The 18,444-nt window shown below is 64.5% G+C and carries 21 protein-coding genes and 1 pseudogene; 8 read left to right on the top strand and 14 right to left on the bottom strand.

The window, feature by feature from the left end; translation table 11 throughout:
- Window positions 1-65: 65 nt before the first annotated feature.
- Both C437_RS19160 and C437_RS19155 read left to right on the top strand, forming a co-directional pair.
- Complete coding sequence (locus C437_RS19160; protein WP_074654824.1) at window positions 66-473, top strand: hypothetical protein; 408 nt, start codon at window positions 66-68, stop codon at window positions 471-473.
- 41 nt (window positions 474-514) lie between these two features.
- Window positions 515-1,189 (top strand): MBL fold metallo-hydrolase, encoded by a 675-nt coding sequence (locus C437_RS19155; protein WP_004518668.1) that lies wholly within the window; start codon window positions 515-517, stop codon window positions 1,187-1,189.
- A 28-nt stretch (window positions 1,190-1,217) separates the two neighbouring features.
- Here the strand turns inward: C437_RS19155 and C437_RS19150 are convergent, their stop codons facing one another.
- The 6 genes from C437_RS19150 to C437_RS19135 form a co-directional block, all read right to left on the bottom strand.
- On the bottom strand, window positions 1,218-1,529 hold the full coding sequence (locus tag C437_RS19150) for a DUF7126 family protein (RefSeq protein ID WP_004518667.1): 312 nt from the start codon (window positions 1,527-1,529) through the stop codon (window positions 1,218-1,220).
- A complete protein-coding gene (gene guaA, locus C437_RS19145; protein ID WP_004518666.1) occupies window positions 1,526-2,443 on the bottom strand; it encodes a glutamine-hydrolyzing GMP synthase in 918 nt (305 codons plus the stop codon). Before guaA ends, C437_RS19150 begins: the two co-directional genes overlap by 4 nt.
- Window positions 2,443-4,104, bottom strand: coding sequence for a CTP synthase (locus C437_RS19140; protein WP_004518665.1), 1,662 nt, complete (start codon window positions 4,102-4,104; stop codon window positions 2,443-2,445). The genes guaA and C437_RS19140 overlap by 1 nt, the downstream gene beginning before the upstream one ends.
- Before the next feature lie 77 nt (window positions 4,105-4,181).
- Window positions 4,182-4,373 carry a hypothetical protein gene (locus C437_RS19990; protein WP_074654822.1) on the bottom strand — a complete coding sequence of 64 codons (192 nt, stop codon included), beginning with the start codon at window positions 4,371-4,373 and terminating at the stop codon, window positions 4,182-4,184.
- Window positions 4,374-4,421: 48 nt separating this feature from the next.
- The gene (locus tag C437_RS20760) at window positions 4,422-4,595 is read right to left on the bottom strand and encodes a hypothetical protein (protein WP_004518664.1); all 174 of its coding nucleotides are present in this window, start codon (window positions 4,593-4,595) and stop codon (window positions 4,422-4,424) included.
- 124 nt (window positions 4,596-4,719) lie between these two features.
- Window positions 4,720-5,316, bottom strand: a complete 597-nt coding sequence (locus C437_RS19135; RefSeq protein WP_004518663.1) for a hypothetical protein — start codon at window positions 5,314-5,316, stop codon at window positions 4,720-4,722.
- Between the two features lie 60 nt (window positions 5,317-5,376).
- On the opposite strand from C437_RS19135, the gene C437_RS19130 reads away from it, so the two are divergent.
- Window positions 5,377-6,219 carry a PspA/IM30 family protein gene (locus C437_RS19130; protein ID WP_004518662.1) on the top strand — a complete coding sequence of 281 codons (843 nt, stop codon included), beginning with the start codon at window positions 5,377-5,379 and terminating at the stop codon, window positions 6,217-6,219.
- 52 nt (window positions 6,220-6,271) lie between these two features.
- On the opposite strand, the gene C437_RS19125 is transcribed toward C437_RS19130, so the two are convergent.
- Window positions 6,272-7,174 (bottom strand): diacylglycerol/lipid kinase family protein, encoded by a 903-nt coding sequence (locus C437_RS19125; protein WP_004518661.1) that lies wholly within the window; start codon window positions 7,172-7,174, stop codon window positions 6,272-6,274.
- A 49-nt stretch (window positions 7,175-7,223) separates the two neighbouring features.
- Window positions 7,224-8,231 carry a hypothetical protein gene (locus tag C437_RS19120; protein WP_004518660.1) on the bottom strand — a complete coding sequence of 336 codons (1,008 nt, stop codon included), beginning with the start codon at window positions 8,229-8,231 and terminating at the stop codon, window positions 7,224-7,226.
- Between the two features lie 97 nt (window positions 8,232-8,328).
- Between C437_RS19120 and C437_RS20420 the strand changes: the two genes are divergently transcribed.
- Window positions 8,329-8,484 (top strand): hypothetical protein, encoded by a 156-nt coding sequence (locus tag C437_RS20420; protein WP_160163027.1) that lies wholly within the window; start codon window positions 8,329-8,331, stop codon window positions 8,482-8,484.
- Between the two features lie 6 nt (window positions 8,485-8,490).
- Here C437_RS20420 and C437_RS19115 read toward each other — a convergent pair whose 3' ends face one another.
- The 3 genes from C437_RS19115 to C437_RS19105 all read right to left on the bottom strand — a co-directional run bounded on the left by C437_RS19115 (window position 8,491) and on the right by C437_RS19105 (window position 11,568).
- A complete protein-coding gene (locus tag C437_RS19115) occupies window positions 8,491-8,946 on the bottom strand; it encodes an NUDIX hydrolase (protein ID WP_004518659.1) in 456 nt (151 codons plus the stop codon).
- A gap of 68 nt (window positions 8,947-9,014) precedes the next feature.
- Window positions 9,015-10,943 carry a threonine--tRNA ligase gene (gene thrS / locus C437_RS19110; protein WP_004518658.1) on the bottom strand — a complete coding sequence of 643 codons (1,929 nt, stop codon included), beginning with the start codon at window positions 10,941-10,943 and terminating at the stop codon, window positions 9,015-9,017.
- Between the two features lie 58 nt (window positions 10,944-11,001).
- Complete coding sequence (locus C437_RS19105) at window positions 11,002-11,568, bottom strand: HTH domain-containing protein (protein ID WP_004518657.1); 567 nt, start codon at window positions 11,566-11,568, stop codon at window positions 11,002-11,004.
- Window positions 11,569-11,750: 182 nt separating this feature from the next.
- Between C437_RS19105 and C437_RS19100 the strand changes: the two genes are divergently transcribed.
- The 4 genes from C437_RS19100 to C437_RS19085 all read left to right on the top strand — a co-directional run bounded on the left by C437_RS19100 (window position 11,751) and on the right by C437_RS19085 (window position 15,354).
- On the top strand, window positions 11,751-12,182 hold the full coding sequence (locus tag C437_RS19100; protein ID WP_004518656.1) for a universal stress protein: 432 nt from the start codon (window positions 11,751-11,753) through the stop codon (window positions 12,180-12,182).
- A 109-nt stretch (window positions 12,183-12,291) separates the two neighbouring features.
- Window positions 12,292-12,804 (top strand): gamma carbonic anhydrase family protein, encoded by a 513-nt coding sequence (locus C437_RS19095; protein ID WP_004518655.1) that lies wholly within the window; start codon window positions 12,292-12,294, stop codon window positions 12,802-12,804.
- 57 nt (window positions 12,805-12,861) lie between these two features.
- On the top strand, window positions 12,862-14,796 hold the full coding sequence (locus tag C437_RS19090; protein WP_004518654.1) for an ICP22 family protein: 1,935 nt from the start codon (window positions 12,862-12,864) through the stop codon (window positions 14,794-14,796).
- An 84-nt stretch (window positions 14,797-14,880) separates the two neighbouring features.
- Window positions 14,881-15,354 carry a peroxiredoxin gene (locus C437_RS19085; protein ID WP_004518653.1) on the top strand — a complete coding sequence of 158 codons (474 nt, stop codon included), beginning with the start codon at window positions 14,881-14,883 and terminating at the stop codon, window positions 15,352-15,354.
- A gap of 45 nt (window positions 15,355-15,399) precedes the next feature.
- On the opposite strand, the gene C437_RS19080 is transcribed toward C437_RS19085, so the two are convergent.
- From C437_RS19080 to C437_RS19070, 3 genes and pseudogenes are all read right to left on the bottom strand, one after another.
- The gene (locus C437_RS19080) at window positions 15,400-16,437 is read right to left on the bottom strand and encodes a dipeptide epimerase (protein ID WP_004518652.1); all 1,038 of its coding nucleotides are present in this window, start codon (window positions 16,435-16,437) and stop codon (window positions 15,400-15,402) included.
- Window positions 16,434-17,444 (bottom strand): DUF1611 domain-containing protein, encoded by a 1,011-nt coding sequence (locus C437_RS19075; RefSeq protein WP_004518651.1) that lies wholly within the window; start codon window positions 17,442-17,444, stop codon window positions 16,434-16,436. Before C437_RS19075 ends, C437_RS19080 begins: the two co-directional genes overlap by 4 nt.
- A gap of 74 nt (window positions 17,445-17,518) precedes the next feature.
- Window positions 17,519-18,412: pseudogene (locus tag C437_RS19070) on the bottom strand (Vms1/Ankzf1 family peptidyl-tRNA hydrolase).
- Window positions 18,413-18,444 lie beyond the last annotated feature (32 nt).

Below are 18,444 nucleotides of genomic sequence, written 5' to 3'. Positions count from 1 at the left end.
CGAGCAGTCGGCCACAGTCATCAGTCAGTGGACATATATCTGGTGGCATGCTCTTCTCTCCCAACATGGTCACCGACACGCTCCTCGGGTCGCTTCCCCCCGCCCCCTTCGCTGCCCTCGCTGTGCTGGTGTGGGCCACAACGGTCGGGTCGATTGGCCTCTGGACCTACAGGGACGCACGGGCACGAGAGAGCAGGTCACCGGTCCTGTGGGCAATCGGTATCGTCTTCGCCCTGCTCGTGTTCCCTTACTACCTCTACAGGCGAGGGTCGCGGACCCACCCGCCGGAGCGACTGGACCACGTACTCGTGACACTCGCCAGTGCGGGCGTCGGGGCCTTTGTCGCCGGTGCCGTGCTCTCACCGCCGGACCCCATCTCACAGGTGTACTACCTCCCGACTGCTTTCGCCGGCCTCCTTCCGGCTGCGTACCTCCTGATCTACCGAGGTGGCTACCTGCGGCCCAGTCAGTAGCTGTCGAGACTGTTTAGTCGCCGGCGTCAATAACCGCTCACATGCTGACGGCGCTCGCCGACGACAGCTGGTGGTACGATCTCACGGGCGTCAACGCAACGCTCGTTGACGACGACGAAACGCTAACGCTCGTGGACGCGGGGCTGCCCTGGCACGGGAACAAACTGATTGCCGGCCTGAGCGACGCCGGCTACGAACTCCGAGATCTGGACCGGATTCTGCTGACCCACTTCGATCTCGACCACGTCGGCGGGCTGACGGCCTTCGACGGCGTCGATGTGACCATCTACGTCGGTGAACGCGACGCACCACTGGTCACCGGCGAGGAGGCCCCACCGCTGGATAATCACAAGGGCGCGTTCCAGCGCCTCGTTTCGCCGCTACGAAACGTGCCGGACAACGACGTCGTCCCCCTCGCCGACGGCGATACCGTCGGCAGTTTCACCGTCTATCACACCCCCGGACACACGCCGGGCCACGTCTGCTACGTCAGCGAAAGCCTGTCGCTGGGGCTGCTGGGGGACCTTGTTCGGGAAGACGGCGGCCGCTTCGAGCCTTCGCCGTGGCTGCTGAGCTACGATACTGCGGCCGTCGCCCGGAGCATCAGTGAGTTCGCAGATCGGTCGCCCGATTTCGAGATTGCCATCCCGGGACACGGCGTTCCATTCGAAAAGAACGGTTCGGCAAAACTCGGCCGGCTTGCGGCAACGCTGTGAGTAAAAACCCCGGAAACGTGGGACTGCGCTACAGTTCTTCGGCGACCGCGTCGGGACCGAGCAGGTCCGGGTCGACGACGAGGTCGGTCTGTCGGCTGGCGAAGTCCGGCAGCGAGCCCTCCGCGTAGACGACAACCCGAAGGTCGGGGTTGAGGTCCTTGGCGACGGCGATAGAGGTGGCCTGTGACATCTCAGTCAGCAGGTACACGTCCGCCTCGTGGATGCCGGCCTCCTCAAGCCCCGGCCGGTTGCCGACATCGGCGACCGTCACATTGTGGCCTTCGGCTTCCAGCGCGTCCGTGAGTCCGTTCGGGTCCGAGCCGACGAGAACGACCTTCATTCGTACTCGATGGTCGCCGGCGGTTTGTGGGTCACGTCGTAGACGACGCGGGCGACGTTCTCGTGGGCCCCGGTGATGCGCGACTGCATACGCTGGAGTGTGTCCCAGTCGAGTTCCTGTGCACGGGCGGTCATCCCGTCCCGGCTCTCGACGGAGCGGACGGCGACGACCCAACCGTGGACGCGGTTGTCGCCCTTGACACCCGTGGCTTTGCCGATGACGGCGGCGAGTGCCTGCCACGGCTCGTACTCCTCCAGCTCCTCCTCGACGACGTGGTTGGCCTCGCGGGCCACTTCCAGTTTCTCCTCGGTGACCTCGCCGATGATGCGGACGGCGAGTCCGGGGCCGGGGAATGGCATCCGCTCGGAGATTATCTCTTCGAGGTCGAGGGCGCGGGCCACCTCGCGTACCTCGTCTTTGTAGAGGTCCCGCATCGGCTCGACGATACCCTCGAAGTCGATGCGCTCGGGCAGGCCGCCGACGTTGTGATGGGACTTGATGGTCCCTTCGCTCTCGATGCGGTCGGGGTAGATGGTCCCCTGCACGAGGTAGTCGGCGTCGACCTCACGGGCGACCGTCTCGAACTCCCGAATGAACTGCTCGCCGATGATGTGGCGCTTCTCCTCGGGGTCGGTCTCGCCCGCCAGCTCGTCGAGGAAGCGGTCCTGTGCCTCGACGATGCGCAGCGAGTCCATGTAGTCGAAGGTCTCGCGGATCTCGTCGGTCTCGCCTTTCCGCATCAACCCGGTGTCGACGTAGACGGCGGTAAGCTGGTCGCCGATAGCCTCGTAGGCCAGCGCGGCGGCGGTCGATGAGTCGACGCCGCCGGAGAGGCCGATGACGGCGTGTTTGTCGCCGATTTCCTCGGCGATTTCGGCCTTCGCCTCCTCGATGAACTCGTCGACGTCCACCATCAGTGGCTCACCTCCTCGGTCGTCACGCTGTGCGGGTCGTCGCCGAGCACGGCCTCAAGCAGGCCGACGAAGGGCGGGCTGGCACGCGTCGGTCGGGAGCGGAACTCCGGATGGAACTGCGTCCCAATAAAGTAGGGGTGGTCCTCTGGCGCGAGTTCAAGTATCTCCATACGGTTTTCGGCGTAGCCAGAGAACTTCAGCCCGGCGGCTTCGAGGTCGTCGATGTACTCGGGGTTGACTTCGTAGCGGTGGCGGTGCCGTTCCGTACAGGACTCGCCGCCGTACAGCGTCGCCGCGAGCGTGTTCGCGTCGATGTCGGTCTCGTGGGCACCCAGCCGCATGGTCCCGCCCATGTCCTCGATCTCGTACTGCTCCGGCAGGATATCGATGACGGGGTGGGGCGTGTCTTCGTCCAGTTCCGCCGAGTGTGCGCCCTCCAGGTCCAGCACGTTCCGGGCGTACTCGACGACAGCCATCTGGAAGCCGAGACACAGGCCGAGGAACGGGACATCGTTCTCGCGGGCATAGCGGATCGCCTCGATCTTGCCCTCGGTCCCGCGGGCACCGAAGCCGCCCGGCACGACGATGGCATCGGCCTCGCGCATCCGGTCGGCGTGGTGGTCGCTCATCTTTTCTGAGTTGACCCACCGGACGTTCACGTCGACGTTCTTCTCCAGGCCGGCGTGTTTCAGCGCCTCGTGGACGGACATGTAGGCGTCTTCGAGGTCGTACTTGCCGACGAGAGCGATCTCGACCTCGCCTTCAGTGTTCTGAGTGACGAGATCGCGCCAGCGGTTCTCCCGTTCGCCTTCGGGGAGTGCCTCGGATGCGATGTCGAGTTCCTCCATCACGTACTGGTCGAGGCCCTCTTCTTCGACCATCAGCGGGACGTGATAGATATCGTCGACGTCCGGGTTCGAGAAGACGGCTTCCGTCGGCACGTCGCAGAACAGCGCAATCTTCTCTTTCGTGTCGATGTCGAGCTTGTCCGAACAGCGGCCGACGAGAATGTCGGGCTGGAGACCGATAGAGCGCAGTTCCTTTACCGAGTGCTGGGTCGGCTTGGTCTTTTGCTCGCCGTTTTTCGAGTACGGGACGAGCGTGACGTGGGTAAAGAGAATATCATCCTCGTCTTCCTCGTGGGCAAACTGCCGGAGCGCTTCGAGATACGGCATCCCCTCGATGTCGCCGACGGTGCCGCCGACTTCGATGATACAGACGTCGTTGCCCTCAGCGGCCTCGCGGATGCGCCGCTTGATGTCGTCGGTGATATGCGGGATAATCTGGACCGTGCGACCGAGGTAGTCGCCGGACCGTTCCTTCTCGATGACGTGCTGGTAGGTCTTCCCGGTGGTGACGTTGTGGTCGAAGGTCATGTCGATGTCGAGGAACCGCTCGTAGTTCCCCAGGTCGAGGTCGACCTCCCCGCCGTCTTTGAGCACGTACACCTCGCCGTGCTGGAAGGGGTTCATCGTCCCGGCGTCGACGTTCAGATATGGGTCAATTTTGACCGCTGTAACGTCGAACCCGGCGTTTTTGAGTAATCTACCTGTGCTGGCGGCGGTGATGCCTTTCCCCAGGCCAGACATCACGCCACCGGTGACGAAGATGAACTTCCGACCCAGCTCAGGGTCGTAGTCCGTTTCGGGTTCGGTCGGCATACCGACGGTGAACCCCGCGTGGTCTAAACGGTTTCGGAGCGCGCACTGTTCGCCACCTCGTCGCAGTGTCAACGCGGCTACAGTGAGGGTCGCGTGAGGACGCGCCACGCGGCCACGAGCGCAGCGAGTGACAGCGCCGAAAACACCGCATCACTGGGACTTGAGCCGATGGCCATAAACAACAGATAGCCAGCAACGAACCCCCCCAGAAGCGAGACGATACCGTGTCGTGTCGAGTGAGACGCCGCTGCCCTAGTGCGTGTTGACATACAAAACTATTTATTATTATATAGTATAAATGTTCCTTCGATTGTAAATCAAGACGTGAGCACGCCGGACCTGATGGCGAAGTACGTTCCGATAGCACCGACCGAAGCGAGCACAAGCGCCCGTGCTGGCCCGCCCGCAACGAGCGCCGTCTGCATCAGGACTAACAGCGCCACCAGCGTGGCGATGAACGAAACGGCGGCAAACGAGAACGCGCGATTCATATCCAGAGGATGGGACGACAGCGCCTCTGTCTTTCGATACCGGCCCACTGTTCAATCGGACAGCGGCCAGCACACGGTCGGTACGAAGTGCCTGTATACTGCTGAGCGGCCGGGTTGCCAGCGGCTACAGGCGGTCCCGTAGAAACGGACCGACAGTCTCGCCGATACGACCTTGCTGGCCGACGAAGTGATGGTCGGCTGGCAGCCGCTCGACGGCGTCGCCCAGCGTTTCGGCGCGGTCGGCGACCGGTTCCCAGTCAACGGTGTCGTCGCGCTCTCCGACCACGACCTGTAGCGGGCAGCCGATGGCGTCGAGCGCGGCGACAGCGTCGAGATGGTCGGTCAGTCCAGCCGGCGGTGCAAGCACTGACAGGACTGCTGGCTCAGCCGCTGCGTCGAGTTCGGCGGCCGCCCGCAGCGCCACAGCCGCGCCGAAACTGTAGCCAAACAAGCCGACCGCGTCGGCCCGCTCGCCGGCCCACGCCAAGGCGTTCTCGGCGTCGACCCGTTCGCCACGGCCCTCGTCCCACGCGCCGTAGTCGAAGCGGAGACAGCCGACATCGGGCGCGAGCGCGTCGCTGACCGCTTGCAGCCGCGTGTCCGACCGCGACCCCCCATGCTGTGGATGTGGCGGGCACGCGACGACGACGGTATCCGACTCGGGGCGGTCGAGTGTCGCGGTGACGGCCCGGCCGCCAGGTATCCGAACGGTGTCACCCATGCGTGTTCACTCGTCATACCTCTGTAAGAAATTTAAGGTTGGAGGGACCAATGCGCATACATGGGAATCCTCTCGCGCGCGTCGTACGTCATCCGCTCGAAGCTCAACGCCGTCCTGAACCGAGCGGAGGACCCGACAGAGACCCTCGACTACAGCTACGAGCAGTTGCGTGACGAACTGCAGGATGTCAAGCAGGGCATCGCGGACCTGACGACTCAGAAAAAACGACTGGAAATCCAGAAGCGTCGCCTCGAAGAGAACGTCGAAAAGCACAATGAACAGGCGCGTCAGGCCGTCGAGCAGGACCGCGAAGACCTCGCTCGTCAGGCGCTGGAAAAGAAAAAACAGAAGATGAGCCAGATCGAGGATCTGGAGGGCCAGATACAGGACTTACAGAACCAGCAGGACCAGCTGGTCGAGCAGAAAGACGAACTCCAGAAGCAGATCGAGCAGTTCCGCACGAAAAAAGAGACGATGAAGGCTCGCCACGAGGCCGCCAAGGCGTCGGCGCGCGTCAACGAGGCGATGACCGGTGCGGGCGACGAGATGCAGGACATCAATCAAGCCATCGAGCGTGCGGAGGAACGCACCGAGGACATGGAGGCCCGCTCGCAGGCGATGGACGAACTCCGCGAGGACGGCGTCCTCGAAAGTCAGATATCGGACGAGAGTTCGCTTGAGCGGGAGCTCGAGGAGGTCCGACAGAAAGGGTCAGTCGACGCCGAACTCGACACGCTGAAAGCCGAGATGGGGAAAGCCGAAGACGGCGATAGCGAATCGACCGACTCGGACGTCTCCGAGGCCGAACTGGAGCAGGAACTCACCGACGAGAGTACGCAGGTCGACGTCGACGAGAGCGAGGTCGAGTCGGAGCTGGACGAGCTGAAAGAAGACGAGAAGTAAGCCAGCCGGCGGCCGGTCCCCGCCAGATGTTCTATACGCGTAGCGTCGGCGGTTACTTCGGGTTTGGCTCGTAGCCCGGACCGACTCGCAGGGTCAGTGCGGTCTCGCGCACCGACAGCGACAGCGTCTCGTGCGTGCTGAGTTCGCCGTCGCGGCTGAACGTGAGTTTCGCACCGTGTCCGTCGACGGTGATTTCGTCCGCCCGGACGTGGGTCACCCCGTCGGTGTCGAGCGCCAGCAGGCGCTGACCGATGGCCTCAGCGACCAGATTTCCGGCGGGCATCTGTTCGACGATAGCGACGTCGAGCAGTCCGTCTTCCATGTTCGCCTGCCCGCCCTCAGCGACGAACTTGCGGGCGTTGCCCACCAGCAGACACGTCGCCTCGCCCGACCATGTGAACGGCCCGTCCTCGCCGACGGCCGCGATAGTAATATCGAGCCCGTCGAAGCGCAGCGCCTCCTGCGCCCCGGTGAGCAGAAACGACAACGTGCCGAACCGCTCTTTGAGGTCACTGGGAGTCGAGACGCTGGCGTCGGCGGGGAGCCCGGCGATACAGGAGACGAGGAAGGGCTCGTTGTCGGCGACGCCTACGTCAACGGGTCGGGTGTCGCCGGTATCGGCGACCTCGACGCCGTGCTCGATGTCCCTGATGCCGACGTTCCCCGCGAGGAGGTTCGCCGTCCCGGCCGGGATGACACTCAGCGTCACCGAGTCGAGGTGGCCGGCGTCGTTGAGTCCGCGGACGACCTCGTTCACCGTCCCATCCCCGCCACAGACGGCGACCTCCGAGGCCTCGGCCTTACCGGCCTCGCGGCCGAGTTCGACCGCATCGCCCTCACTCTCGGTCTCGTACACCTTGAACCCGCGCGCCGCCATCAGCCGCGGCACGTAGTCGGCGTGCTCGCCGTCGCCGCTGGCGGGATTGAGGATACACCGACGCGAGCCGATCTGCATACTACTACCGAGTCCATTCCGGCACTTATACCGTGGTGGTGTGCCGTCGTCACTCCCAGTCGACGTCGACGCTCCGGTCCGTCTCCCGGAGGATGAAGGGGCCGATAGCGAGCGTCCGCTTCGTTATCGTGACGATGCGGAGGATGTACGACAGCAGGACAGTGAAGGGTAGCACCGAAGCCGTCGTCGCCAGCGCGAGGACCCACAACATGTCGGGCACGCCGGCAGTAACGCCGACGAGGTCCTGCACATCGAGGAACAGCAACGAGGTGACGGCGACGGTCAGCGCCGGAATGGCGACGTACAGCAACGTCCGGGAGAGGTTCGACAGCTCCCACTGGAAGTACAGCGTCTTGAAGTGTTCCCGGGCCGGACCGAACAGTTCGAGCGTCTCGACGAGTTCCGCAAGCGAGTCGTCGATCTCGTCGGTGAGCTCGTCGGCGTAGGACATCCGGATGCGCCGACCGGCGTACAGCTTCCAGGAGTAGTTGTAGTTCAGTGCGGCCCTGATGACATCGAACTCCCCGAAGGTCCCGCCTTCGAGTTGGTCGGTGACCACGTCGGCGTTGCCCCGGACGGCCTCAAGATAGCTTGAGAGCAACGCCGTCAGGTCAGCGTCGAGCGTGGTTGCATCGACGGCGTCCTGAGCGTTCTCGGCCCGTTCGGCCGTCCCGCGGACCAGCGACCGGAGGAACGCCGAGGGCTCCGCCGGACTGACCGGCGTGTCGACGGCATCGGCCACGTCCGCACGGAACCGCATCGCGCCGTCCATCCGCTCGCGCTGGTCGCCGACCGCGCCGAGTTCCTGTGACAGGACGAGCTGGCTCAGCGTCAGGACCAGCGTCACGGCGGTTATCGTCCCCGTAATGAGCGCCTGAAACAGCGTTTCCACCGGGTCGCCGCGGGTCAGCAGCGTCGGGGCTGGTGTGGGGTGCAAGAGCCCGACCACGAGGATACCACAGAATAGGACAGCCGAGAGGAGGGCGGTGACGAGCCAGCGGTCCGCATCGAGGAGGAGCCAGAGGAGTCGGGTGTCACCATCGGCGCGCTCCCGCATGGTGTCGCTCGACTGGCCGTCCGGCGAGGTAGATGACACACCGTCCCGGACTCCTGCCAGGCAGAAAAGCCCCCGGCCGGGGCGGCGTCACCCCTGAATGAGCCAGTCAGTCGTCGTCAGTTCCAGCGTCTCGGATTTCGCCCCCTGCGACGGTGGTGTAACCATCACCGGGACGGTGACCGACGTGCCCGGACACACCTGCGTCTCGACTGCCTCGGTCCGGAGTGCCGCCGCGTTCGGCTCGTCGTCTTGACATCAGTCACCAGTAGTGGGTCCGCAGTACCCACCGGACTTGCGGCAGCGTCTGTTCCGGCGGCGATTCCGGCGGGACCCAACGAGCGGCCTGAACCCCCTCCGCGGCGTTCGGAGTGGGTTGGTCCAGCAACTGACACCCGAACACACGATACGCTGAGAGTGTCTGCGAGCAACTGTGGTGAGCGTAGTAGACGGTCGCTACCGGTTTGCGAATCACACTCCGACAGCCAAGTTCCTCGACGAGTTCGCGTTCGAGCGCCTCCCGGTCGTCCTCACCTGCCTGAATCCCGCCACCGGGGAGCGTCCAGAACGGCGTTCCGTCGGCGTGGTACTCTCTGACCAGCAGGACCAGGTCCGACGACCGGATGAGGGCTTTTGCGCCGGAACGGAGGCGGCCACCGGTCGCGAGGTCACTAGTCGTTGGGTCGACGGTTGGTTTCGACACGTGGAACTCAACCATCGCGAGACAACCACATTAGTAGTTTCCGTCTAACAGGGCAAACGCGGCGAACAGGGGCCGATTCGGAGCTACCGGCCGGCGAGGAACGTCACGGCGGTCCGCTGCTGCTCGACTTCGGTTTCGAGGTGGTCACGGAACTCGGCGATGTCGATATCCTTCTCTTCACGTTCCTTGCGGTCCCGGACCGAGATGGTCCCGGCGTCTTCCTCGTTGTCGCCGATGACACACATGTAGGGCACACGGTCGTCGTGGGCCTGCTGGATCTTCTTGCCGACGGTCCACGAGCGGTCCTCGATGGTGACCCGGAAGTCGTCGAGTTCGTCCTGAATCTCCTCGCAGTACTCGATGTTGTCGTCGCTGACCGGGAGCAGGCGGATCTGCTCGGGGGCGAGCCACGGCGGGAACTTCCCGTTGTAGTGCTCGGTCAGCACCATGAAAAAGCGCTCGTAGGAGCCATACAGCGCGCGGTGGATCATCACCGGACGGTGTTCCTCGTTGTCCTCACCGGTGTAGGAGAGGTCGAACCGCTCGGGCATGTTGAAATCCAGCTGGACGGTCGGCCCATCCCAGTGGCGGCCCAGCGCGTCTTCGAAGGCGAAGTCGATCTTCGGGCCGTAGAAGGCCCCGTCGCCTTCCTCAACGACGTAGTCGATGTCCTGCTCGTCGAGGACCGATTCGAGCTGAGATTCGGCTTTCTCCCAGATCTCGTCGCCGCCGACAGACTTCTCGGGCCGCGTGGCGAACTGGACGGTGTAGTCCAGATTGAACGTGTCCAGCGTGTCGAGGATGATGTCGACCGTCGCCAGCACCTCCTCTTCGATCTGGTCTGGGCGAACGAACAGGTGGCCGTCGTCGATGGTAAAGGCCCACGTCCGGGAGAGCCCGGAGAGTTCGCCCCGTTGCTCCTTGCGGTAGACCTTCCCGTCCTCGAAGTACCGCACCGGCAGGTCCCGGTAGCTCCAGGAGTTCTGCTCGAAGATGGTGGCGTGGCCCGGGCAGTTCATCGGCTTCAGGCCGTACTCCTCGTCGTTGACGTCGAGCAGGAACATATCGTCGACGTAGTTCTCGTAGTGGCCCGACTTCTTCCACAGCTCGGTGCGGAAGACGTGGGGCGTCTCGACCTCGTCGTAGCCCGCGTCGCGGTTGAGGCCGGCGACGTAGTCCGAGAGTTCGTTGAGGATCTTCTTGCCGTTGGGTTCATACAGCGGCAGCCCCGGCCCGGTCGTCTCGTCGATGGAGAACAGGTCCATCTCCTGGCCGATCTTGCGGTGGTCGCGCTCCTCGGCCTTGCGGCGCTGTTCGAGGAACTCGTCGAGTGCGTCTTCCGTCGAGAAGGCGGTCCCGTACACGCGAGTCAGCGTCTCGTTGTCTTCCTCGCCGCGCCAGAAGGCCGCGGAGATTTCGAGCAGGGCGAAGCCCCCGATTTCGCCGGTCGATTCGACGTGGGGCCCCTGACAGAGGTCTTCGAACTCACCCTGCGTGTAGAAAGAGACCTCTTCGTCGTCCGCGGCCTCGGTTTCGAGGATGTCCTGTTTGAACTGATTGTCCTCGTAGCGTTCGAAGGCCTCGTCGCGGTCGACGAGTTCGCGCTCGATGTCGAGGTCTTCCTCGATTATCTCTTCGGCTTCGGCCTCGATATCTTCGAGGTCGTCCTCGTCGATGTCGACGCCGGTGATATCGTAGTAGAACCCGTTGTCGGTCCACGGCCCGATTGTGAGCTTGGCATCGGGGTAAAGACGCTGCAGGGCCTGCGCGAAGACGTGGGCGGCGGAGTGACGAAGCACGTCGAGGTACTCGTCACTGCTCTCGGTGACGATTTCGAGCTTGACATCATCTGTCAACGGCGTGTGTTTGTCGACAAGGTCGCCGTCGACGACGCCGGCGACCGTGTCGTCACCTAGCCCTGGCCCAATTTCGTAGGCGACATCCTCGACCGTGCTGCCACGCTCGACCTCTAGGGGGGTCCCGTCGGGCAGCGTGACCGTGACCGTACTCATACCCGAGGATACGACGGCGGCCGGGGATAAGTGTATTGAGACGCGGGCGTCGCTGGCGTTACTCCGGTAACGGCGGGTCCGAATCCTCGTCGGCGGTGTCGGCCATCGGCAGCTCTGACTGGGCTGTCGGCCATGCCGCACTTGCCCGTTCCAGCGATGAGAGTGTCAGTTCCTCCTCTTCTTCGAGCATCGTAAGCCGGTCTATGACGGTGACCGTCCCCTCTTCGGTCGTGTGTGGCGTTACACACCTGAGTTCCGACCCGGCGTACTCGGCTAATAGTTGGACTGGGAACACGAGTGCCCGGTACTGCTCTCCCGATATTTCAGCGTCCACCGACCGAACCTGAAACGCGGGTTCGAGTGAACAATCGTTGTGTTTTGCCCACTCCTGAAAGACGCTAACTCGGTTGAGTGCGAAGAGCCCGAGTTCGGTCCGTGCCTCTGCTGGTGTCGACGGTATCTGTCGACCGATGACCTGAACAGAGATATCTGACAGAACATCAGCGTCGGACAGCTCCTGGAGTCGATCAATGACCGCAGCCTGTTGCTGCGTGTGCCCGTCGGGCAGGAGTGAACGAACGTACAATTCTGCCCGTGTGCCGTCTGGCTGCGTGCTCCCCTGCATCGTATAGGAATCAATGGACAGCAACCGGCAAAAGTATTCCTGTTGACAAATAATGGTTAGAACAGTTATACACTGAACGACGGAAACTGAATCAAGCGGTTTCGCCATCGGTTGGACAGTCACGGACCGTGTCAGCGTGATAGGGAGTACTATGTGGGCACAGTTCGCATGAGAAGCCGGATATGTACGATTCGGTGCTCGTAGCCACAGACGGCAGTTCGGGAACGACGGAGACGCTCGCACACGCCACCTCCATCGCGCGCGACAACGATGCGATCCTGCATGGGCTGTACGTCGTGGACAGACGGCTGTACGTCGCAGCCGACAAGGCCAATCAGGACGAAGTCCGCCAGTCGCTGGAGGAAGAAGGCGAAGTCGCGCTTGATGACATCGTCGTCGGCGGCGAGGAGTCCGGGCTCGATGTCGTCACGACCATGGCGGAAGGGATTCCACACAAGACGATCACCGACTACGCCGAAGAGGAGGCTATCGACCTCATCGTGATGGGAACCCACGGTCGAACCGGGCGAGACCGGGTCGCCAATCTCGGGAGCGTTACCGAGCGCGTCGTCGAGAGCGCGCCCGTCCCCGTCCTCGTCGTCCACATCGAGTAGCTCGGATGAGACGCAGCTGGGGTACGGCCGTGCTTGAAAGCGGCTATACGACCGGACGCACCCCGTTCTGACCGGTATCTTTTCGAGCCGCCGACACGATGGTGGCGGTATGGACAGCCGAGAGTACGCCTTCGAAGGAGCTACGCCAGATATCCACGGATACGCCCACGTCAGCCGCGAGGCAACGCTGGTGGGCGATGTCACCGTCGGCCCGAACGCAAACGTCTGGCCTGGTGTCGTGTTGCGTGGCGACGTGGCCCCCGTCGAGGTAGGCCGTGAATCGGCAATCGGTGACGGAGCAATCGTCCACGCCTCGACCGTCGGCGAGAAGGTGATGGTCGGTCACGGGGCTGTCCTCAACGACGCTCGCGTGCGCGACGGGGCACTCGTCGGGTTCAATTCGACAGTCAGCGACGCCATCATTGGTGAGGGCTCTATCGTCGCCATGGGGACGGTCGTCCCGCCGGGCTATGAGGTGCCCGCGGAGTCGTTCGTCCGCGGGAGCCCGGCCACGGTGACGCCGCTGTCCGAGACCACCATCGACCCCAACGAGGTGTTCGAGGCGTTCAGCTCCGGCGATTACGCCAACCTCGCGGCCCGCCACGAGGACCTCTTCGAGTAACGCCCCGTCGGACAACGACGGGTCACTTATAGTGGAAGAACCCACACAGTACCGAGCATGGACAATATCGTCGACCTGGTGACCCGGTCGCTCGCTGACGAGACTGCCGCGGCGTTCACTGAACGGGTCGACGAACAGGCGATGCAGCTCCGGAAAGCCATCGAGGCCGGGGAGTTCGACAACGACGCGTTCTCGGTCGGACTCGAGATCGAGCTGTACGCAATCAACGCGGAGCCGGACCCGCCCGAACCCGACGAGGACGAAGACAGCGAGGAGGTCGCTGAAGAAGACCTCGACGACGACCTGAGCGGGTCGGGGGACGCGGCCTGGAGCGGGTCGCTCGAAGCGCCGGCCGAACCGGAGAACGGTGGTGGGGCGTCGCTCGAACCCAGCGGTGGGAACGAAGCGTCGCTCGAACCAGACGAGGGCGACCCGTTGGAGCCCGCAGCGGACGAGCCGTCAGACCAGAGTGGCGGCGCTGTCGACGACGCTTTCGACCCCGGTGAAGGGCCGTCACTCGACATTGACCCGGACAGTCCGCTGGCCGAGGACGAACCGGAGACGCCGGAGGAGGAGTCCGAGCCGGCCGTCGAGTCGTCCGTCGAGGACGAAAACGACGAGCCGTACATGGCCCCCGAGGACTGGGAAGGGCGGCTGACCCGCCTGCCCGACGTGGTGTTCGAGGGCGAGGCCAACAAGGAACTGGGCCGACACAACGCCGAGGTCAACACCGAGCCAAACAGCTTCGACGAGACGGGGATGGAGGTCCAGACGACGGCGGTGGAGATGCAGACGAAACAGGCCCGCCAGCAGGCGAGCAAACACAACTGCGAACTCGTCCTTGACGCGATGTGGACCATCCCGCCCGAGGCGGGCAGCGAGCAGTACCTCTCGGCCCACGAGACCCGCGACGGGGTCGTCCTCGCAGACAACATGCGGCAGGCCCCCAGATACGTGGCGCTGGACAACGAGGCGCTGGACCGCGCCGGCGGCACCATCGAGTTCGACGTGCCGGGGTACAGCGGGTCGTTCCCGACGATTCTGTTCGAGTCGCTGGCCACCTCGATTCAGCCCCATCTCCAGATTCCCGACGCCGAGGCGTTCCCCGAGTACTACAACGCCGCGATACGGACGCTCGGACCACTGCTCGCGCTCTCGGTGAACTCGCCGTTCCTGCCGGCGGATATGTACGACGACACCGACGGCGAGTGGCTCTGTGCCAACACGCACCACGAACTCCGCATCGCGGCCTTCGAGCAGTCGGTCAACACCAGCGAGAATCCGAAAGTCCGGGTCCCGCGGGACCTCGACGGCACGACGGACGTTGTCGGCCGCGTCGTCGACGACGACCTGTTCGCGCCGTTCCTCCGAGAGTTCTTGCACGACGACGACCGGAACGGGTTCGCCGAGGAGTTCTGGGAGTTCGACCACAAGCGCGGGACCTACTGGCGCTGGCTCCGCTGTGTCGTCGGCGGAGCGCCGGTCGAGGGAGTCAGCACTGAAAAGTCGCTCCGCATCGAGTACCGTCCGCTCCCGACCCAGCCTCACGCGAAGGACATGATCGGGCTGCAGGCGCTGACGGTCGGCCTCATCCGCGGGCTGGTCGTCGCCGACCACCCCGCCGCGGAGCTGCCGTGGCAGGAAGCCAGGCGGAGCTTCTACAACGCTGCACGGGACGGCTCCGACGCGGACCTGTCCTGGGTGACAGCCGAGGGCGAACGGACGGTCGATCACGGCGACATCTACGACGAGATTTTCCAGTATGCCCGTCTGGGACTGGCCGAGCAGGGCGTCTCGGAGACCCGCATTGACGAGTACCTCGACCCAATTGAAGCCCGATACGACGCCGGGATGACCCCAAGCGACTGGAAAATCGCCCGCGTCCGTGAATCCCTCGACAGCGGCGACGACCTCTCGACAGCCATCAAGTCGATGCAGCGGGACTACATCGATGCGACTCGCGAACACCACTCCTTCGACGAGTGGCTGTAAGCGGCCAGTCAGCGGCGGCAGTGGGTCGGGGCTGCCCTGCCGGATGGCGGGTATTTATTCGGGTGACGCCGTTATATGTGGGTGATGGTATCCACTGGAGACACAGCGCCGGACATCTCGGCGACAATCGCGAACGGTGAGGTAGAGGCCTTCGAACTGAGCGACCACCTTGGCGACGGACCGGTCGTGCTCGCCTTCTTCCCGGGCGCGTTTACGCCGCCGTGTTCCAACGAGATGGTCGCCCTGCAGGACCACCTCGGTGACTTCCACGACGCCGGGGCGACGGTGCTCGGTCTCAGCGCCGACTCGGCGTTCTCGCTGAACTCCTTCCGCGACGAACACGGTCTGGAGTTCGACCTGGTCAGCGACATGGGCCGGTCGGCGATTCAGGACTACGACCTCGAAATTGATATCGAAGACCTCGGGCTGCTCGGCGTCGCCAACCGCGCCGTGTTCGTCGTCGACGACGACGGCGAGGTCGCCTACAGCTGGGTCGCCGACGACCCGACCAACGAGCCGGACTACGAAGAGCTGCTGGACGCCGTCGAATCGGCGTAAGCAGGTCACAAACCGCCACCTGATTTTTTATTTCCTGTCCTAGCGTTACGCATCTCGCGTCCGTCGGGTGCCCGTTCCGGCCGACATCCCGGTCAGATCGAACACGTCGCCCTCCAACGGCACCCCGCTGTAGGGGTCTGACGCCAGCAGAAGCGCCCCGTCGAGGTCGACGTAGTCGACGAGCGGTGCAAGGTGGGCCGCAGCGGCGATGCTGGCGTTGGACTCGACCATACAGCCGAGCATCAGATCGAGATCATGGGCCGTAGCGGCGTTGAGAAGCCGCATTGCGGGCCGGAGGCCGCCGCATTTGACCAGTTTGGCGTTGACGATGTCACAGGCATCGGCGACCCGCGGCACGTCCGACGCAGTCACACAGGATTCGTCGGCGGCGACGGGAATCCCAGTCGCGTCGGTCACACGGCGGAGGCCGTCGATGTCGTCGGCCTCGACCGGCTGTTCCAGCATCGTCACGCCAGCGTCGGCAAGCCAGTCCGCCTTGTCGATGGCCTCCTGTACGGTCCAAGCGGCGTTGGCGTCAACCCGTATCTCGGCGTCGGGGACAGCGTCTCGAACCGCGTCCAGCCGCGCCCGGTCGTCGTCAGTCCCGAGTTTGACCTTCAGATGGCCGAAGCCGCTGGCCGCTGCCCCGCTGGCTTTCTCGGCCATCCGTTCGGGCGAGTCGATGCCGACTGTGTAGGTAGTCGGTGGGACCGCATCGGGGTCAAGGCCCCACCGGCGGTACAGCGGCAGATTTAATTGCCGAGCGGCGAGGTCGTGGACGGCGATAGAGAGTGCCATCCGGGCGGCAGGCTGGTCCGGCGCTTGCTCGTCGAGTTCCTGCTCGATTCGCTGCTGGGCGTGTGGGTCGCCGATTCGGTCGACGACCTCACAGAGTGATGGCAGCGTTTCGGCCACCGACGCCGCGCTCTCGTTGTAGTATGCCGACGGCGTGACAGCCCCGATGCCTGTGGTTTCCTCGCGGGTGAGTTCGACCACGACGGTCTCGCTCGTCTCGCTTGTCTCTCGTGAGATGCCGAACGGGTTCGACAGCGGCAGGTCGTAGCGGTCGACGCGCCAGTTCATAGGATAGCGTCTAGTACCTCCTCGGGAACGCCATGGCGGACTGGGTCAGTCGCCGGTGCGCCCAGCGCGTCGCTGTACCCTGTGACAGCATTCGCGGCCGCGTCGTCGTCGAGGTGGTGCGTGTTCAGCATCCCCGCGACGACTGATGCGTCCGAGATAGGGGCGGCGAGGCGCTCGTAAATGTCGACGTACTCGGAGAGCGGCGGAATGGCGAACGACTCGTAGCCGTGGATGGCCTCGCGGCCGGCTTCGTGGCACATAACGAGCGCATCCGGGACCGACCCGTGGAGGATGCTCGTCGTCACGCCCGAGTAGGCCGGATGGGCCAGTGCGCCCTGACCTTCGACCACGAGGAGGTCCGCTGCCTGCGCCTCTTGGACCAGCCGTTCCACCGCGCCAGCGGCGTAGTCGGCGATGACGCGGTCGACGACGATACCCCGGCCGGTGATTGCGATGCCGGTCTGTCCGGTCGGGACGACAGCGGCGTCGAGGCCGCGTTCCCGCGCCGCGTCGCGGATTTCGAAGGATGCCGTCATCTTCCCCGTCGAACAGTCGGTGCCGACAGTCGTGACGACCGTCGCGTCGACGTCGCCGGCAGTGCCCGCCGCCACGGTCAGGTCCGCTGGCGGCTTGCGGAGGTCGTGGAGTTCGGCGTCGTGTTCCGCGGCGAGGCGGGCGAACTCTTCGTCGTCGGCCAGAAAGTCGTGCAGTCCAGCGTACACGTCACAGCCGCGTTTCAGTGCCGTGCGTACGTCTTCGCGCCAGGACTCGTCGAACTCCCCGCCGATAGGTGAGATGCCGATGACGAGCGCGTCGACGTCGGGCACGTCGGCCATCGACGCGACGATTGGAGCGTCCTGTACGTCCGGGAGCGCGTCGTGGACGCGCTGTCCGGCCCGTTCGCGGTCGACGAGCGCTCGTACGTCGCGGTCACCGTACCGCAACAGCCCGACGGCTGTCTTGGCCCGGTCGGGGAACGCTTCGTGTGTTAAGATGGCTACGGCCATAGCCGGACAGAATCGCCGCCCTGCGAAAAAGCTACGGAACCGGCACCGACGGAGATGGGATGGACGGGCCCGAACTACGGCACGCGCAACCGAACAGTCCACAGCGACCGGACGGCATCGTCGAGCGCCTCGTCGGGCTCGCCGGTCGCGTCGACCGGCTTCGTCGCCGCCGCGAGGTCTTCGAACTCGTGGATGACCGACCCCTCGCCGACGACGTACAGCCGGTCGGGCGACACCGCCTCGATAGCGGCCCGACAGCGGTCGAGGTGGGAGTCGATCTGCTGGTCGCGGAGTCGCTCGAACCGGCTCTGTGAGAAGCCGCCCTTGGAGTGTTGGCTCTTGAGCTCCGAGTCGAAGCCGTGGAAGGCAGTCTGCTCCCGGCCGTCGTACTCGCCCAGCGCGAACAGGTCTGAGCGGACCAGCGCGACGACGTGCTCGCCGGTCGGTTCGAACCACGACCGGTCCAGCCGAACGGCGTCGCCCCACTCGGCGAACGGCGACGGCGGCGCTGGGACGGACAGACAGGCCGACAGGAGGCCGGTGTCGTCGGTGACCGCGAGGCACGGCGCGGCACTTGCGACCAGCGACGCGCGGTCGCCAAAGGCGTTCTGGACCGGGCCGGGCAGGGAGCGCTCCGCGTCGACGTAGGCTGTGAACACGCCCTCCGGCTCCGTCTCGAAGGACTCCAGCCGGTCGAGGACTTCACTCAGACGTGCCCGACTGAGCGTCTCCTCGGCTCGGAACGTCGATTCTCCCTCCTCGTTTTGCAGGCGTTCGACTCGGTCCTAGAGTTCGACGATGCGGTCCTCCAGCCGATTGACCTCGGCCTCGGCCCGCTGGCGCTCGGTCGCTGCGTCGGCGCGGCGCTCCTTCTCGGCGTCGAGCTGTCGTTCGAGGTGGTGGTTCTCCTCCTCGAGTTCGGCCACCTGCTCCTTCAGCGACGCTCGTCCCAGCAACCGGTCAAGCATCGACTGAATGGCAGACGGGGACAGGCTTAAAA

Origin of the sequence: Haloarcula vallismortis ATCC 29715 (assembly GCF_000337775.1) — an archaeon.
GTDB lineage: Archaea > Halobacteriota > Halobacteria > Halobacteriales > Haloarculaceae > Haloarcula > Haloarcula vallismortis.
The sequence above is the reverse complement of the archived record's forward strand: the minus strand, read 5'-3'. Positions and strand labels throughout refer to the sequence as shown.

Coding starts and splice junctions, on each gene's coding strand:
- guaA (WP_004518666.1), bottom strand. CDS start 2,443: ATGGTGGACGTCGACGAGTTCATCGAGGAGGCGAAGGCCGAAATCGCC.
- C437_RS19135 (WP_004518663.1), bottom strand. CDS start 5,316: ATGGGTGACACCGTTCGGATACCTGGCGGCCGGGCCGTCACCGCGACA.
- thrS (WP_004518658.1), bottom strand. CDS start 10,943: ATGAGTACGGTCACGGTCACGCTGCCCGACGGGACCCCCCTAGAGGTC.
- C437_RS19140 (WP_004518665.1), bottom strand. CDS start 4,104: ATGCCGACCGAACCCGAAACGGACTACGACCCTGAGCTGGGTCGGAAG.
- C437_RS19095 (WP_004518655.1), top strand. CDS start 12,292: ATGGACAGCCGAGAGTACGCCTTCGAAGGAGCTACGCCAGATATCCAC.
- C437_RS19160 (WP_074654824.1), top strand. CDS start 66: ATGGTCACCGACACGCTCCTCGGGTCGCTTCCCCCCGCCCCCTTCGCT.
- C437_RS19085 (WP_004518653.1), top strand. CDS start 14,881: ATGGTATCCACTGGAGACACAGCGCCGGACATCTCGGCGACAATCGCG.
- C437_RS19115 (WP_004518659.1), bottom strand. CDS start 8,946: ATGGTTGAGTTCCACGTGTCGAAACCAACCGTCGACCCAACGACTAGT.
- C437_RS19075 (WP_004518651.1), bottom strand. CDS start 17,444: ATGGCCGTAGCCATCTTAACACACGAAGCGTTCCCCGACCGGGCCAAG.
- C437_RS19120 (WP_004518660.1), bottom strand. CDS start 8,231: ATGCGGGAGCGCGCCGATGGTGACACCCGACTCCTCTGGCTCCTCCTC.
- C437_RS19150 (WP_004518667.1), bottom strand. CDS start 1,529: ATGAAGGTCGTTCTCGTCGGCTCGGACCCGAACGGACTCACGGACGCG.
- C437_RS19100 (WP_004518656.1), top strand. CDS start 11,751: ATGTACGATTCGGTGCTCGTAGCCACAGACGGCAGTTCGGGAACGACG.
- C437_RS19105 (WP_004518657.1), bottom strand. CDS start 11,568: ATGCAGGGGAGCACGCAGCCAGACGGCACACGGGCAGAATTGTACGTT.
- C437_RS20760 (WP_004518664.1), bottom strand. CDS start 4,595: ATGAATCGCGCGTTCTCGTTTGCCGCCGTTTCGTTCATCGCCACGCTG.
- C437_RS20420 (WP_160163027.1), top strand. CDS start 8,329: ATGAGCCAGTCAGTCGTCGTCAGTTCCAGCGTCTCGGATTTCGCCCCC.
- C437_RS19125 (WP_004518661.1), bottom strand. CDS start 7,174: ATGCAGATCGGCTCGCGTCGGTGTATCCTCAATCCCGCCAGCGGCGAC.
- C437_RS19155 (WP_004518668.1), top strand. CDS start 515: ATGCTGACGGCGCTCGCCGACGACAGCTGGTGGTACGATCTCACGGGC.
- C437_RS19130 (WP_004518662.1), top strand. CDS start 5,377: ATGGGAATCCTCTCGCGCGCGTCGTACGTCATCCGCTCGAAGCTCAAC.
- C437_RS19080 (WP_004518652.1), bottom strand. CDS start 16,437: ATGAACTGGCGCGTCGACCGCTACGACCTGCCGCTGTCGAACCCGTTC.
- C437_RS19090 (WP_004518654.1), top strand. CDS start 12,862: ATGGACAATATCGTCGACCTGGTGACCCGGTCGCTCGCTGACGAGACT.
- C437_RS19990 (WP_074654822.1), bottom strand. CDS start 4,373: ATGTCAACACGCACTAGGGCAGCGGCGTCTCACTCGACACGACACGGT.